A 15,092-nucleotide genomic window follows, 5' to 3' on the forward strand; every position below is an offset into this window, starting at 1 on the left:
TAGGAGGTGTTTCCACTAGCCTGTCTCAACGTCGGTTGCCTAAGGCGGCCCAAACTTGACCGACTGGCAGCCACTGGACAGCAGCAATTCGCCTTCATCGGCCTCAAACCCGACGACCTTCCTGTCCTGGTCGACGGTGATGGAAAGGATGCAGCGATTCGGGTTATTGACGGTTGCCCAATAGTTGGTGTGCACCATCACATTGCCCTGCCTTTCCGCGCTTTGTGCCACCACCTCATTGCTGTTGTAAGACGTGTCGCGGTACCACTGCATCACCACATGCTGGTCGTCCGCGGTGCGATCCATTTTTTGAGGTGGACCAAAGAAATTGATGGCGTCCTGCGCCGGGCGGCCTTTCCATTGGCTGCGCGCGTACATTTCCGGGACGGTGTCAAAACTGACGCAGCCGGTCTGCAGCAGCGCGAGGGCCAAGGCCAATGCACCTGTGTATTTCATGTTGATCACTCATTATTCAAGCGTGCCGGTTGACGCCGGAGGTCATTTTTTCTCAGGTGCGCCCAAGAGGAAGTTGAGGTCGCGCATCACGTCCTCGGTGCTGCTCTTCTTGGACTCAATGCGGATCGGCTGATTACCCGGCAACTGATTGAAGAGGCCTTGCTGCGTGATCGCCACCAGTTGAGCGTTATCGATGGAGCCGACGCCCATCGGCATCATGGCGTTGGACTTGCGTTTGCCCGGTGCGCAGGCGAAGTCATAGCCACGCTCCAGCCAGCTCTTGGGCACCGGCACCCAACGTTTAGGCGCCGGCAGCACCGTGGTCGCCCCGGCGCGCAGGTAGGCGGTGGCAGAGTTCACCCTGAGCTGTCGCTCCGGGCATTGCAGCTCCAGCGCGTAGCTCACGTAGTTGGGGCTGTTGGGGCTTTCGAATACCTGCACGACCGTCAGCTGTGTGTTTTGCGGGTGTTGTTGTGTGGCTTTTACCGACTGTGCATCGGCGAAGAACAGGTCTCTGTTGGGCGTGTCGCCGGTGCCAAAGATCATCCACCAGTCGGTGGCCACTGCGGGGGCTGCGCTTAGCGATAAGAGGGCGAAGGTCGAACCTGCGAGCAGGCGCTTTCGCAAACCGAGGGGGATGTTGTTGTACATGGTCAATCGACTCCTGTCGTGGACGCGGGGAGGGCTAGAGCTCAACGAAATGAGCGAGCGGGCACATCCTAGGCAGCGTCGCCCGTGCCATTCAATAATGTGGGCGCAATCAGGACGCGTCCTGCGAACCCATGCGCTGGGTCTGTAGGAGGTGTCTTTCAATAGCGTTGAGCGTGACTTATCCAAGCATTGAAAACGCCCCAGAAATTGAATGGGTGTCTAAGTGTTGGGGGCGCCCTTCACCCTCGGCAGCCGACTGCGCGCACTCTTATGCCTCAAACGGCCATCTATCGAATGCTGAGCGCTGACGCAGGTTTAGCGTGCTGAGCATGAACACCATCTTTGCCGGCAACGCCGCCATGTGGCGCGCCCGGCACGCCGACGGCCGTTCCCATAGGCCGGTGCGCGCGATGCCCGCACCGGCTGTCAGGGTTACTTCGTGCAGGTCAGGCGCGAGTACTTCGGCGGCTCAAGCAGGATGCCTGGAGTCATGACCGTCGAGCAGTTGAACACACGGCCCTTGGCGGTCGTGGCTTTGAAGTTCAGTTCAGCGCCGCCCAGGAAGTCCTCCTTGCTCTTGGTGACCGGGCCCATGGTCAGCTCATCCGTAGAGGCCAAGCCAATCGCCTCTGCGGTGACTTTGTGTATCTGCAGTACGTTGGGGTTGGTGGTGCAGCCCGCCAGCAGGCTGGCCAGTGCAAGCAGGAGGAGGGCGGTTGAGGTCTTGGTCATCGTTGAGGCTCCTTGCGAGTGGCGGCGGCAGGAAAATTGCGCGCGTGCCGCCTGTGGGAATCATGAGGGAACAGGGATTTGCCCTACGGCGGCGGAGTCTAGGAGCGCGTAAAAGACCCCCACAATCACCTGGAGGAAATCGAGACGGAGGCTACGGTGGAGCGTGTTGGAGCTGACGGAAATCGAGCGGGAGAGGGTCAGGCCACCGAGGGAAAATCGAGGCTGAAGGGTGACGAAGGTGGGCATGGGGATATGCAGATCCTCCACGGCGATGGGGCTTTCGCAGGCATGCTCTAGCTGGGTAGAAAAATCCATCGCGAGGGTGTTAGTGACAGGCTGCCGGCTAGATGTCAAACCCGCAGGTACTTCCATCGTTCGCTGACCCATGACGGCATCACTTTTTATGGGGGAGGGTGTTCGCCTCGCTGGTTTCCCTGACCGCAAACATTAGGCAGCGCACCGCTTCACGATCCTGTTCCGACAAGCAACGGTAGTAGTGGACCAGGCGCTCTTCTTCTCGATTGAGTTGTCGGGACCGCAGGGCTGTACTGACGGCGGTACGCAATGAGGGAAAAAATGAGGTATTTAGCATGATCCAAGTTCTTCATGAGGTGAATGGAGACGTGGGCTTCTTGCCCAGAACAACTGAATACATAACGTTTATTTTAGAAAAGGGCTTGTCGTTTTTCGTGACTGTTGGGTATTTCAGATGGGGCCGTCGGAAGTGTTTGGAGAAAGTGTAGGAGCGATCTTTCAAAGGCGGTGGAAAACACGCGATAGGGGGGACGCTACCGCGGATCGGGTCCTATGCGGTGCCTGAGAGGTCCCAGTGCTGGCTTTCGATCAGGTAGTCACGAGCGGTTTTCATTAAATGATTCAGAGGCACAGACCGTCGACTACGTGCGCTCAGCGTCAAGTAACAATGGGCTGCCTCACCTTGCGACTTAACCCCGGTGTCTTGCCCGTAACACGTTTGAACGCGCGACTGAAAGCGGCCTGGGATGTATAGCCCAAGCGTTGTGCTACCTCTTCGATCGGCAGCCTTTCGAGGGTCAGCCACTGGCTTGCGAGCCGCATTCGCAGTTCGGTGACATAGCGCAGCGGCGTCATGCCAATCGTCACCTGGAAGCGATCCGCGAAGGCTGAGCGTGAGGTATTGCATTGCTCTGCCAATTGCGCAACGGTCCAGTCGCGGCCCGGTTGTTGATGGAGCGCGAGCAGTGCACCGGCCAAGCGTGGATCGCGCAAGGCGGCGACCAGGCCAGAGGCATTACCGCAGGCACACTCTACCCAACCGCGAACGACCATGGCGGCCACCACGTCGGCCAACCGCGCGAGGATACCGGCGAAGCCCACACGTGCGGCGCTGACCTCGCGTTCCATGGTGGTCAGGATAGGCACCAGTCCAGGGTAGCGCTGGCCGTCGGCATCAATCAACATCAGGCCCGGCATCAGTTTGCCGAGGCCATGGATGCTGCCCAGTTCAAACTCCATACAACCATTGAACAAAATGGTGCTCGGCGTTGGGCTGGCATCGGTTCCGGTGTGCACCGCGCTCACGGTGTCACCGAGGGGGACGCCGTCTAGGCGGTCGATGTCCTGAACGGGTACGTCCGCATGGGAATACAGTTGATGGGCCGCGCCGTGGGAGATGAACACGGCGTTGCCGGCAGACAGCGCGTAGGTGGTGCCGTCCTCCATTCGCAGTACCGCATTGCCGACGGCCATGAAATGGAACCAGGCATGCCCAGGTTTTTCAGCGAAGCCCAAACCGAAACTCGGACTCGTTTGTATACGCCGGTATTCGACGCCACGCAGGCGCATACCGCGCAACAGTTCGTTGATGAGATCCGAGGAAAGAGCAAACTGTTCTGCAGACATTGTTCAGGTGTTTTAGTCAAAAATGAGAGATTTTGGATCATAGATCATCCAGATTCGCGCGCCTAGACTGCGGGTCGCAATGATGATTGGGAGATCCCTGTAATGACTGACTGTGTATGTGACGCCGTATCCAACCGCCATCCCGGCGCCTTCTCGGAGGCAGAGCCTGCGGCCCCCGCGTGGATGGCCGTCTTCTCACTGGCAATGGGAGTGTTCGGATTACTGACTGCGGAGTACCTTCCGGCCAGTTTGTTAACACTGATGGCGACTGATCTGGGCGTGTCCGAAGCGCTGGCTGGCCAGGCGGTAACGGTGACAGCAGTGGTAGCGTTGTTCGCCGGTTTGTTGGTGCCAGGCCTGACCCGCGGCATCGACCGACGTTGGGTGTTGTTGGGGTTTTCAACGTTGATGGTTGCCTCCAATCTGTTGGTCGCCGTTTCTTCCAGCTTCGCGGTGCTGCTGTTGATGCGCATCTTGCTGGGGATTGCCCTAGGCGGGTTCTGGAGCATGGCTGCGGCGGTGGCGATGCGCTTGGTGCCGAGTGCTTTGTTGCCTCGGGCGCTGTCGATCATTTTCAGTGGGATTGCCATCGGGACGGTCGTTGCCGTGCCACTGGGCAGCTATCTGGGCGGGCTATACGGCTGGCGCAGCGCGTTCTTTGCAGCGGCGGCGGTAGGCATGGTGACCCTGGCGTTTCAGTCATTGACTTTACCGCGCCTCGCGCCGCGCCGGCCGGCACGTCTGCGCACGGTTTTCGACGTGTTGCAGCGCCCAGGCATCGCCATGGGGATGTTCGGTTGTGTGCTGGTGCATAGCGGTCACTTCGCGATGTTCACCTACGTTCGGCCATTTCTTGAAGGTACTACCGGCATCGGCTCGCAAGGGCTGTCGCTGATGTTGCTGGGGTTCGGTGTGGCGAACTTCTTCGGCACGCTGTTGGCTGGCAGGCTGCTGGAGCACCGCCCGCTGGCGACTCTGGTGTTAATGCCTGCGCTGGTCGGGGTTGCAGCACTGGCGTTGGTGCTGTTGCCACCCTCGTTGCCGGGGCAGGCGGTACTGCTGGCAATCTGGGGCTTGGCCTTTGGCGGTGTGCCGGTGGCGTGGTCGAACTGGGTCGCCAGCGCGGTACCTGACCAGGCGGAAAGCGCCGGGGGTATGGTGGTGGCCTCTGTGCAGTCCGCCATCGCCATGGGCGCCGCCGCTGGCGGTGCAGTGTTCAGCCTCGGTGGCAGCGCGGGCGTATTTATAGCGGCGGCGGTGCTGATGTTGCTGGCTGCGTTGTTGATTGCGCTGCGTGTACGGGTGCCTTCTGTCCATGTCGTCAATGCTGGGAGGGCTAGCGCTCAATAAAATGAGCACTATTGAATTTCTAGGTAACCCTTGACAGGCCCCCGTGACCCGCACTCAATCGACCCCGGCCATCCGAATCGAGGCCATCTGGCACGTCATCTGAAAAGGGACCAAGGGCATGGGCGTTTTCGATTACAAGGGCATGAAGGGCGACCCCGCCAAGGCGCTGCTGAGCAACGCCTTGGCTTTATCCGAGTACGCGTATGACTCCACCGGCCAACTCCTGGCAACCGGTGGCTGGGCGCCTATCGGTGCGCAGGCCCTGGGCGTGACGCAGCATGTGGACAAGCAAGGCACCTTCTGGGGCGAGACAGCCTTGGCCCCTTCGGCCAACGTCGAGATTCTGGGGCAGTACGATGGGCTTGGCAGGCTGATCGCCATGGGGATTGCCTTTCGTGGCACGTCCTTTGGCTTGACCTGGGATGGCGCGGGCGACGTGGCCAGCGACCTGGCGGCCGCAGCACTGCCTGGATACGCCGCCAATTACGCCAAGTTCGCCTTCAGCGCCTTGCTCGAAAACGTCGCTCGTTACGCCGCGAGCCAGGGCTTGAGCGGCAAGGATATCCTGGTCACCGGCCATAGCCTCGGCGCACTGGGCGCCAACAGCCTGGCGACCTTGAGCCACGATCACTGGGGCGGCTTTTATCAGGATGCCAACTACGTAACCTTTGCCTCACCCGCTCAACGCTCGGGTGATACCCCGGTGTTGAATATTGGCTATGAAAATGACCCGGTGTTCAAAGCCATTGATGGCAAAGGCATCAATACCTCGGCACTCTTCTGGGGCAACGACCGGGGCTGGGATGCGGCCGCCAACAACCTCGTCAGTTTTACCGATAATTACGCGTCGTTCTCGGCACATTTACCTAATAGTCTGAATTGGGGCGTGGCCAAGGCTCACTCCCTGGACGGTTACATCCAAGGTTTGGGGCGTATCGCGTCCTCCGAGTTCTACGACCTGACCAGCAAGGATTCGACCATCGTGGTCTCCAGCCTGACCGAGGCTGCGCGTGAAACCACCTGGGTACAAGACCTGAACCGTTACGCTGAAAAACACACTGGCAATACCTTCATCCTCGGCACCGAGGGCAACGACCTGCTCAAGGGCGGTGTCGGCAACGACTTCCTGGAAGGCGGCGCCGGTCATGATCGTTTTCGCGATGATGGCGGCTACAACATCCTGCTGGGCGGGCAGGGCGATAACGTCTTCGAACTGCACAAGCCACTGGCCAGCTTCGGCTTTGCCAACGATGGCGATGGCACGCTCTACATCAACGACGCCTATGGCGGCATCAGTATGACCCGCGATATCGGTGCATTGGTGAGCCAAGAGCAGTCCTACATCATGTGGAATTCAATCCCCTGGGGCACCCACAACGTCACCTATAACGTAACCGGCCAAGGCCTGCTGGCCGGCACAGCCTTGACGCCTTACACGGCCTCTGCCAACGGCGATGCGCAGGACAATGTCCTCACCGCTCATGCTGCGGGGGAATGGTTGTTCGGTCTGGGCGGCGACGATCATTTGATCGGTGGGCAGGGTAATAATGTGTTCGTCGGCGGGGCGGGCAATGACCTGATGGTGTCGGGCGGGGGCAGCAACACTTTCCTGTTCAACGGCCTCTTTGGCAATGATCGGGTCGAGGGCTACCAGGCCAGCGATAAGCTGGTGTTCATGGGGATTCCTGACCTGGGCCAGCAATACGATTACCGTTCCCATGTCTCGATGTTCGAGGACAATGCCCTGTTGTCCTTTGGCGACAACTCGGTGACGTTGGTTGGCGTAAATATGACTCAACTCAATGGTGCAGGCATTTATATTTCCTGAATACCCACACAATGGGCTGTTGAACCTGTGGCGAGTGAGCTTGCTCCCGTGACGGCCCCTCAGCCGACACATACCTACCTGACGCCCCACGGACCAAAATGTGGGAGCTGGCTTGCCTGCGATGGCGGCTGTCAGACCGCTACGGGAGCAGCGGATATCTACCGCGGGTTTGTCATCGAGCTCAAACCCGCTACCTCATAGCCTCCGTTACTTGAGCGTAACGTCGAGCATCGGCGGGATGTAACCGTAGTCATACTCGGCGACCACGAACGTTTGCTGCCCTTTGATCTTGATGCCCACCGTCGGTGCTTCGGTGCCGCCGATACGGATCTGCGTGCCGGTGTCGTCGGTCGGTACGCTGTCGATGAAGGAGGTCACCAGGCCGTTGGGCATGACGCAGTGCGAGTAGGTCTGAAACGGTTGGGAGGACGGGTTGCCCAGTACCAGGCCAGAGCCGTTCAACGGCACATACGGGCCGAACAGCGAATCGGCGACGAAGCCGTATACCCCGTCCGGGCCGGTTACACCGTCGGCGTAGGTGAAGGTGTGGCTGATGGTGAACAGGTAGTACTTGCCGTCCTGGAACACAAAGTGCGGGCGTTCGGTCTGGTCGTTGACGCCGACCGCGGTCAGCAGCGGTGGCAGCATTTCCCAGTCGTCACCGTCTTCGTCGCGGGCCACGGCGATCCCGACGCAGGCGGTCTGGAAGCGCGAGTTGCCGACTTCTTCATAGCCGGGTGGCACGTCGCCGATTTCGGCGTTACCGACCTTGTGCGAGCCGCGTTCGCCGGCCACGTTGCCTTCGAACAGCATGTACAGCTTGCCGTCTTTCGGGTCGCGAAACGGCCATGGATCGCGAAAGCCCCAGAAGGCGTTTTGCGCTTCGGTCTGGTACATCTTGCCGTCCGCCTCGAACAGCGGCTTGACCTTTTCGAAGCCCACCAGGCTGACGCCATGCTCGGTGGTCACCACGCGGCCACGCACCTTGACGATGGTCGCGCCGGGCGTGACGGCGGTGTAGTACAGGTCCACTTCGCCTTGTTCGTTCAGCAGGATCGGTGTGCCAGCCCATTCGCGCACGGTGGGTGAAACCCCTTCAGCCATCACTCGGCCGCCGAGCTTCCAGTCTTTGCCAGTGCGAGAAAACCAGTAGTACATCTTTGCCCGGCCATGGCGATCGTTCCAGTCGCGGATGACGTCGTAGTTGCCATTCTGATCGAGGTATTGCGGGTCGTTCGGGTGGCGATCCGCAGTGAGGGTGAAGATCACCGACCAGCCGTCAACGGAGGTGATGTTGCCGTCGATATCACGCAGCGGCATGGTGTCCCAGATAAAAACCTCGTCACTCAATACCGGGAAGTTCGCACTGACCAGTGGCTGGGTGGTGGTGGGGTCGTCCGCACGCACTTTAAGCGCATCGGCTCGGGTCCACAGGCTGGGTTGATGGGGTGTTTTTCCAAATTTCGAAGGGGTGTTTTTCATAGGAAACCTCGTCCATGTAGGGATTCAAGTAACTGTATTTATATACAGTGATTCGAATTTAAAAGACTCGGATCTGTGGGTCAAGGATAAAAATGCATTTATGCATTTTTTGAGTTTTTCATTCAGCTGATACGTTTCACCTTGTCCCGTTTACAGAAGTTATTCCATTGGCGTGGCGCAGTGATGGCCATGAGCGAGAGGGTGGTTAGTTCAAGCCACGCATGAACTGGTCACTGATCAGGTCAGCCAGCATCCGCACGGGTTCGGTAAGGCTTTGGCGAGAACGGTGTATGAGTCCGATATCCCGGTGAAAGGTGTGTATGCCCAGATCGAGTGCTCGAACACCCATAGGCCACTCCGGATCTCTGCACGTTTGCGGCACCAATGCGACGCCTACGCCCTTTTTGACTAATTGAAGGATGGCCTCCAGCTCATCCAACTCGCACACCTCATGCAGCGTGAAATGCATCTGCCGCACAAAACGATCAACCTGCCTGCCGCCGAACGATGAGCGGTCATAGCGAATGAAAGGATGGCTGGACAGCAGTGCCGACCAGTCTTCACCGGGCACTTCGCATGGGACGATCAGCCGGTAGGGCTCCTGCGCCAGAGTCGTCCAGTGCAGGTCACTCTGGAGCGAGAAGGGCGGGCGAATGATGGTGGCCATGTCGATCTCGCCAGCGTCGACGAGGTTGACCAATTCCATCGACAGCCCTGGAATGACTCGCGTGCGACATTGCGGGCATTGCTGGTGAAACCTGGCCAGCGATTCGGGCAAATATGAGCGCTGCACCGACGCGATAGCGCCGATAGTCACCCGCTCGTGGGTGGGTTGTCCCATCGTCGAGGAACCCAGGTTGTCGTAAAGATTGAGCAACTCCTGAGCTTGCAAGAGTACCTGGTGGCCCATTCTATTGAGATGCGCAGAGCGTCCCTTTCTGTCGAAAATTTCGACGCCCAGTTCAGCTTCGAGGCGCTGGATTTGCGCGCTCACAGCGGCCTGGGTCAGGCCGATTCTGTTGCCGGCAGCGGCAAAAGTGCCTTCCCGCGCAACAGCGATGAGTGTCTTGAGTTCTTTGATCATTCATAAATATTAATTGTGTTTCTAAGAAATATATATTGATTTTTATGTTGGGTTTTCCGTCCTACGATGTTTTCCATTCCCGCCAACGGCTGAGCCAAGCGAGGCAATGAGGGGGGAATGTTCGCCAAACCCACAAAAAAAGCACTGGAGATCTGATGAGCCTCTCGCCATTCCACCTCGCAATACCTGTTTACGACCTGGCTTCAACACGGACCTTCTACGGTGAGGTTTTTGGTTTAGAAGAAGGGCGGTCCAGCACTCAATGGGTCGATTTCAATTTCTATGGTCATCAACTGGTGATTCACGAGCATCCCAAAACCGCCTCTCAAGAAAGTGTTCATAGCAATCCGGTCGATGGTCATGATGTTCCTGTTCCGCACTTCGGCATCATTCTGGGTTGGGAGCAATGGGAAGCGCTGGCCGAGCGACTGAAGTCGTTTGGTACCGAATTTGTGATCGAACCGTACATTCGTTTCAAAGGTCAGGTTGGCGAGCAAGCCACCATGTTCCTGTTTGATCCTTGCGGCAATGCCCTTGAATTCAAGGCGTTCAAGGATATGGGCCAGCTCTTCGCGAAATAAGAACACCCATGGCACAGCTGAGCTGTGCCATGGGGCTCACGTGAGCTGCAAGCTCATGACTCTAGCAACTGCTGATAACGCAGACCTTTCATTCCAACAAGAAGGCTAGACATGAAACGTATTCCCTTGGTGTGGCAAATCGTTGCCGGGCTGTCGCTTGGCGTGCTTGTCGGTTGGTACTTCAATACCCATCCGCACTATCAGGCATGGGTCAGCGTGCAGGTTCTGAAACCGCTTGGTGACATCTTTATCAAGATGATGAAGATGGTCGTTGTGCCAATCGTGTTCTGCTGCATGATTCTGGGCATTGCAGGTGGCCCAGACAGCAAGTCATTTGGCCGCATGGGTGTGCGCTCGCTCGGTTATTTCTTTGCGATTACCGCGCTGGCCGTCGTCATAGGCTTGTGTTTCGCAAATCTCTTCGAACCGGGAACAGGTACCGATATTTCCGGTGTTTCGCACGGTGCCGCATCCATCACGCTGGAGCCGCCGAAAGGAGCGCTGGTAATATTGCAGAACATCGTGCCCGATAACGTATTGGCTGCGATGTCGGAGGGGAAGTTGCTGTCGGTGTTGTTTTTTGCCGTGCTGTTCGGCCTGGCATTGAACGCCTTACCGAAAGAGAAAAACGCACCGGTCATCGCACTGCTTCAAAGTGTTTGCGATGCGATGTTCAAGGTTGTCTCCATGGTTATGGCTTATGCGCCTGTGGGTGTGTTCGGCATGATCGGCGCGACCGTGGCGACGTTTGGTTTCGCTTCCTTGTTGCCATTGCTCAAGTTGATTGGTGTTGTGTACCTGGCGCTGATTGTTTTCGCGTTGGTGGTACTTGGCGGTATCTGTTACTTGATAGGCGAAAACATTTTCAAGTTGATCCGGTACTTGCGCGATGAGTTGATGCTCGCATTCTCAAGTGCCGCCTCAGCCGCAGTGATGCCGCAGTTGATGACAAAAATGGAAAGTTACGGCGTGCCGCGTCGGATCGTCAGTTTCGTGGTGCCGGTGGGGTATGCGTTCAACCTCGATGGTGCGTCGATTTTTCTTGGGGTGGCGACGATCTTTGTCGCGCAACTCCATGGCATCGACCTGTCGTTATCCCAGCAGATCCTGTTGGTGGTGACCATGGTGCTGACTTCCAAGGGCGCAGCAGGGGTGCCAGGTTTCGCCATCATCATCTTGTCAGCGACATTGGCCTCAGCAGGTCTTCCACTGGAAGGCGTCGCGTTGATCGCTGGCATTTTCAGGATCATCGACAGTGGTACCACTACGTTGAACGTGTTGGGCAATGCCATTGCGCCGTTAGTCATCGCCAAGTGGGAAAAGGTCGAGCTCAGACCTTCAACGGATTATCCAGCCGCACGGGTCTAGTCGTTTGCAGGAGCAACGATAGGCGAGAACGCAGGAGGTCATTCGTCAGGTATTGCTAATGTTTTGTAGACGACCGGTCTAGTTTTGGATAGGCTCTCGTCATTATGAAAAAATCTAATCTGGACATGCGACAGCACATCATCGATGTAGCGAAGACACTGATGACCCACAAGGGCTATACCGCCGTCGGTCTTATGGAAGTATTGACGACGGCGGGCGTGCCCAAGGGCTCGTTTTATCACTACTTCCGCTCCAAGGAGGAGTTCGGCCAGGCACTACTGGAAGAGTATTTCCAAGAGTATATCGGTCGGGTAGACATCGTCATGGCAGCGCAAGGGACTGGCGCCGAGCGGCTGATTGGCTACCTGAGTTACTGGGCGAAGACACAGGCGTTCGATCATCCCGAGGAGAAATGCCTGGTGGTGAAACTCGGCGCAGAAGTGTGTGACCTCTCGGAGGACATGCGCAGCGTACTTGAAGAGGGCACCGCACTGATTATCCAGAGGATCACCCGGTGTGTTGAACAGGGGATGGCCGATGGCTCCATCACGTCAACCCAGAACGCCGAGACATTGGCTGAATCGTTGTATCAACTGTGGCTTGGGGCTTCACTGTTAGTGAAGGTGCGAAACACAACTGCTGCGTTCGAAACAGCGCTGAACACGAGTAAGCGCCTGCTGGCATAGGGGCGTTTTTTTTACCACTTTACTAGACGACCGGTCTAATTTATCGAGAGGCTTTATGACCGATATCACCACGGATACCGACCTTTTTTCTCCCATGCATCTGGGGGCGCTGCAATTGGCTAACCGGATAGTCATGGCGCCCGTCACACGTAGCCGGATGGCCGACGACGGTGTGCCAAATGAAATGCACGCCACTTACTACGCTCAACGTGCCAGTGCCGGCTTGATCATTGCCGAAGCGACGAACATTTCTGCCCAAGGACGTGGCTATGCCATGACTCCGGGAATCTGGTCGCAAGAACAGGTGGCCGGCTGGAAAAAGGTCACCGACGCAGTGCACGCGGCGGGCGGCAAAATTGTCAGTCAGTTGTGGCACGTGGGGCGTTTTTCCAGTGTCGAGTTGCAACCCAACGGCGATGCCCCCGTAGCGCCTTCGGCGATCAAGGCTGAAGGTAGCACCTACACCGAAAATGGCTTTGTCGAGGTGTCGACGCCTCGTGCGCTGCAAACCTCGGAGATCCCAGGGATCATCGAGCAATACAAGCGGGCCGCCGAGAACGCCAAGCGAGCCGGTTTTGATGGCGTAGAAGTGCATTCGGCCAACAGCTATCTGCTCGATCAATTCCTGCGTGATTCCACTAACAAACGCACCGATCAATACGGTGGCTCCATTGAGAACCGGGTGCGACTGACCTTGGAAGTCACCGAAGCCGTGGTTTCGATATGGGGTAACGACCGTGTCGGTATTCGCCTTTCACCGGTGACCCCTGATGCCGGTAATACGCCTCCTGACAGCAATGTCATGGCGACTTATGGCTACCTGATCCAGCAGCTCAATCAATTGAACCTGGCGTACCTGCATTTTGTTGAAGGCGCCACGGCGACCTCCCGCACCGTGCCCGAAGGCGTGGACCTGGATGCACTGAGTGCCCAGTTTGAAGGGCCATTCATAGGCAATAACAACTATGACCTGGCGATGGCAATCGAACGCCGGGCGCAGGGCCGGATTGATGCGGTGGCATTTGGTCGCTTGTTCATTTCCAACCCCGACCTCGTAGAGCGTCTGCGTCGCGGTATTGAGCTGACCATCGCTCCACGCGAGAGTTACTACGGCGGCGGTGCAAAAGGTTACATCGATTGGCCAACCGCTGACGCCTCAATAGCAAGGTCCCGCGCTAATTAAGGCGCAGGCGTCGCAATAGCATTAATTGCAAAAAGGTATTGAACATGAATTACCTGCAAAACAAGGTAGTCATCGTCACGGGCGCATCCTCAGGCATCGGCGCGGCAACCACCCGGGCGCTGGTAGCGCAAGGTGCGCGTGTGGTTGCCGCCGCCCTTGATGAAGAGGCGTTGGAGTCTTTCGTCGCTGACCTGCGCGAGGCCGCAAGTGAGGTGGTCGCGTTTACTACTGATGTGACTCAACCGGATCAAACCCAGGCACTTGCCAGGTTTGCCCGTGAAACATACGGCGCCATCGACATTCTGGTGAACAACGCTGGCCTGATGCTTTTTTCCCGTTGGGTTGATCTGGCCGTGCAGGATTGGGAAAAGATGATCGATGTGAACATCAAGGGTTACCTCAACATGACGGCTGCAGTATTGCCGTTCATGTTGGAACAGAAGTCCGGGCAGATTCTCAATATGGACTCTGTTGCAGGGCATCAGGTAGGGCCGTCTGCGGGTGTCTACAGTGCGACCAAGTTTTTCGTCCAGGCCATGACCGAGTCCATGCGCAAAGAACTTGGCGTGCAGCACGGTATTCGCGTTAACACGATCAGCCCTGGCGTCATCAATACAGGGTGGGCGGACAAGGTCAGTGATCCGCAGGGGCGCAAGGCTGCCCAGGCGCTGAACCGGATTGCTATTGGGCCTGACGATGTCGCCCGTGCAGTGATTTACGCGCTCAACCAGCCGGAAAACGTCACCGTCAATGACTTGATCATCTCGCCGACGCGCCAGGATTGGTAGCGGGCGGCGGTCATTGACTCATTCAGCAAGACCCCTCGGCTATGTCACGCGAGCGGTGTGGCATCTCATCCCCCATGAAAGGAAAAACAAGCATGTCGAAGAATATCAAGGCAGTACCCACCCACGAGTACGACGCTGTCATCGCCACAGCCAATCAGTACGTGGAAGGTCTGCGTACCGGTAATGCTCAAAGCGTTGCACAAGCCTTCCATCAAGACGCAGTGATGTATGGGTTCACCAATGGCGAGTTGCTCGGCGGCCCGATCAACAAGCTGTTTGATTTCGTTGCGAAGAACGGCGGCGCCCCCCAAATCACCACTCGCCTTGACGTATTGGCAATTACGCCGAGCACCGCAGTAGTACGTGTCGATATGGAAAACGATGCGATTGGCGCCGATTACAACGACTACCTGACACTGATCAAAATTGAGGGTGTCTGGAAGGTGATTGCCAAGGTGTATCACCAGTTCGACGCGTAAGCATCAACCGATCCCGGCACCCCTGATGCCGGGATCGCCGGGCTGTCTATTCAAAGGGTCATACGATGCCAATGGTTGAATTCTCCGCTGTTTTGAACGCCGTGCACAACGCGCCTGAAGCGTGATGAAGAAGTTTGGTGAGATCCAGCAATGGCACCCTGCGATTGTCAAAAGCAGCCTCGAAGACGGCGAGTCCGATGGGGCTGTTGGGTGTCTGCTTGCTCAGTGGCGATGAGTCCAACGGTAGGCCCTTAAAAATAATGAACCCTGCCTGCGCCTGTGCACCCAAAGTTACATAACCTGGAGGTGCATCATGCAAACCACTTACTTCTGGATAGGCCTGGCAGTGATCCTCGTACTGCTTGATGCGTGGATCATCAACAGCATCTGGCGCAGCGATAACGCCTCGGCGAGCAAGGCAGGCTGGAGTGCGGTAGTCGTGGTCCTGCCGTTCCTGGGCGCCGCAATATGGGCGATTGCCGGCCCAAGGGGTGTCACCAAGGGGCCGTCTTCTCCCGAGCACAGCAAGGGCTGAGTCCGGGC

Annotated in this window: 15 protein-coding genes; 9 read left to right on the plus strand and 6 right to left on the minus strand. The window is 57.4% G+C overall.

What is annotated here, in order from left to right:
* Window positions 1–39: 39 nt before the first annotated feature.
* The 4 genes from AB9N64_RS00210 to AB9N64_RS00225 all read right to left on the minus strand — a co-directional run bounded on the left by AB9N64_RS00210 (window position 40) and on the right by AB9N64_RS00225 (window position 3,720).
* Window positions 40–456, minus strand: coding sequence for a hypothetical protein (locus tag AB9N64_RS00210; protein ID WP_020303194.1), 417 nt, complete (start codon window positions 454–456; stop codon window positions 40–42).
* Window positions 457–498: 42 nt separating this feature from the next.
* Window positions 499–1,107: a hypothetical protein gene (locus AB9N64_RS00215; protein WP_014718000.1), complete on the minus strand. Its 609-nt coding sequence runs from the start codon at window positions 1,105–1,107 to the stop codon at window positions 499–501.
* 432 nt (window positions 1,108–1,539) lie between these two features.
* Window positions 1,540–1,839: a hypothetical protein gene (locus AB9N64_RS00220; RefSeq protein ID WP_014718001.1), complete on the minus strand. Its 300-nt coding sequence runs from the start codon at window positions 1,837–1,839 to the stop codon at window positions 1,540–1,542.
* 912 nt (window positions 1,840–2,751) lie between these two features.
* On the minus strand, window positions 2,752–3,720 hold the full coding sequence (locus tag AB9N64_RS00225) for an AraC family transcriptional regulator (RefSeq protein ID WP_019821452.1): 969 nt from the start codon (window positions 3,718–3,720) through the stop codon (window positions 2,752–2,754).
* Between the two features lie 102 nt (window positions 3,721–3,822).
* Here AB9N64_RS00225 and AB9N64_RS00230 point away from each other — a divergent pair, with 102 nt between their 5' ends.
* Both AB9N64_RS00230 and AB9N64_RS00235 read left to right on the plus strand, forming a co-directional pair.
* Window positions 3,823–5,070: an MFS transporter gene (locus AB9N64_RS00230; RefSeq protein ID WP_032905026.1), complete on the plus strand. Its 1,248-nt coding sequence runs from the start codon at window positions 3,823–3,825 to the stop codon at window positions 5,068–5,070.
* A gap of 118 nt (window positions 5,071–5,188) precedes the next feature.
* The gene (locus tag AB9N64_RS00235; RefSeq protein WP_371359826.1) at window positions 5,189–6,898 is read left to right on the plus strand and encodes a polyurethanase; all 1,710 of its coding nucleotides are present in this window, start codon (window positions 5,189–5,191) and stop codon (window positions 6,896–6,898) included.
* A gap of 207 nt (window positions 6,899–7,105) precedes the next feature.
* Here the strand turns inward: AB9N64_RS00235 and AB9N64_RS00240 are convergent, their stop codons facing one another.
* On the minus strand, window positions 7,106–8,380 hold the full coding sequence (locus tag AB9N64_RS00240) for a glycoside hydrolase family 68 protein (protein ID WP_014718005.1): 1,275 nt from the start codon (window positions 8,378–8,380) through the stop codon (window positions 7,106–7,108).
* 205 nt (window positions 8,381–8,585) lie between these two features.
* Window positions 8,586–9,464, minus strand: coding sequence for a LysR family transcriptional regulator (locus AB9N64_RS00245; protein WP_014718006.1), 879 nt, complete (start codon window positions 9,462–9,464; stop codon window positions 8,586–8,588).
* Window positions 9,465–9,619: 155 nt separating this feature from the next.
* On the opposite strand from AB9N64_RS00245, the gene AB9N64_RS00250 reads away from it, so the two are divergent.
* The 7 genes from AB9N64_RS00250 to AB9N64_RS00280 all read left to right on the plus strand — a co-directional run bounded on the left by AB9N64_RS00250 (window position 9,620) and on the right by AB9N64_RS00280 (window position 15,084).
* Window positions 9,620–10,045 carry a VOC family protein gene (locus AB9N64_RS00250; protein ID WP_014718007.1) on the plus strand — a complete coding sequence of 142 codons (426 nt, stop codon included), beginning with the start codon at window positions 9,620–9,622 and terminating at the stop codon, window positions 10,043–10,045.
* Between the two features lie 111 nt (window positions 10,046–10,156).
* A complete protein-coding gene (locus AB9N64_RS00255) occupies window positions 10,157–11,413 on the plus strand; it encodes a cation:dicarboxylate symporter family transporter (protein ID WP_137271305.1) in 1,257 nt (418 codons plus the stop codon).
* Between the two features lie 104 nt (window positions 11,414–11,517).
* Window positions 11,518–12,099: a TetR/AcrR family transcriptional regulator gene (locus tag AB9N64_RS00260; protein WP_020303201.1), complete on the plus strand. Its 582-nt coding sequence runs from the start codon at window positions 11,518–11,520 to the stop codon at window positions 12,097–12,099.
* A gap of 55 nt (window positions 12,100–12,154) precedes the next feature.
* A complete protein-coding gene (locus AB9N64_RS00265; RefSeq protein ID WP_282399022.1) occupies window positions 12,155–13,282 on the plus strand; it encodes an alkene reductase in 1,128 nt (375 codons plus the stop codon).
* Between the two features lie 44 nt (window positions 13,283–13,326).
* Window positions 13,327–14,070, plus strand: a complete 744-nt coding sequence (locus AB9N64_RS00270; RefSeq protein WP_032892370.1) for an SDR family oxidoreductase — start codon at window positions 13,327–13,329, stop codon at window positions 14,068–14,070.
* Between the two features lie 92 nt (window positions 14,071–14,162).
* On the plus strand, window positions 14,163–14,549 hold the full coding sequence (locus tag AB9N64_RS00275) for a nuclear transport factor 2 family protein (protein WP_014718012.1): 387 nt from the start codon (window positions 14,163–14,165) through the stop codon (window positions 14,547–14,549).
* Between the two features lie 313 nt (window positions 14,550–14,862).
* A complete protein-coding gene (locus tag AB9N64_RS00280; RefSeq protein ID WP_003190416.1) occupies window positions 14,863–15,084 on the plus strand; it encodes a PLDc N-terminal domain-containing protein in 222 nt (73 codons plus the stop codon).
* Window positions 15,085–15,092 lie beyond the last annotated feature (8 nt).

The sequence above is a fragment of the Pseudomonas sp. KT_2_4 genome (assembly GCF_041410225.1).
In the GTDB taxonomy this organism is placed as follows: domain Bacteria; phylum Pseudomonadota; class Gammaproteobacteria; order Pseudomonadales; family Pseudomonadaceae; genus Aquipseudomonas; species Aquipseudomonas paracarnis.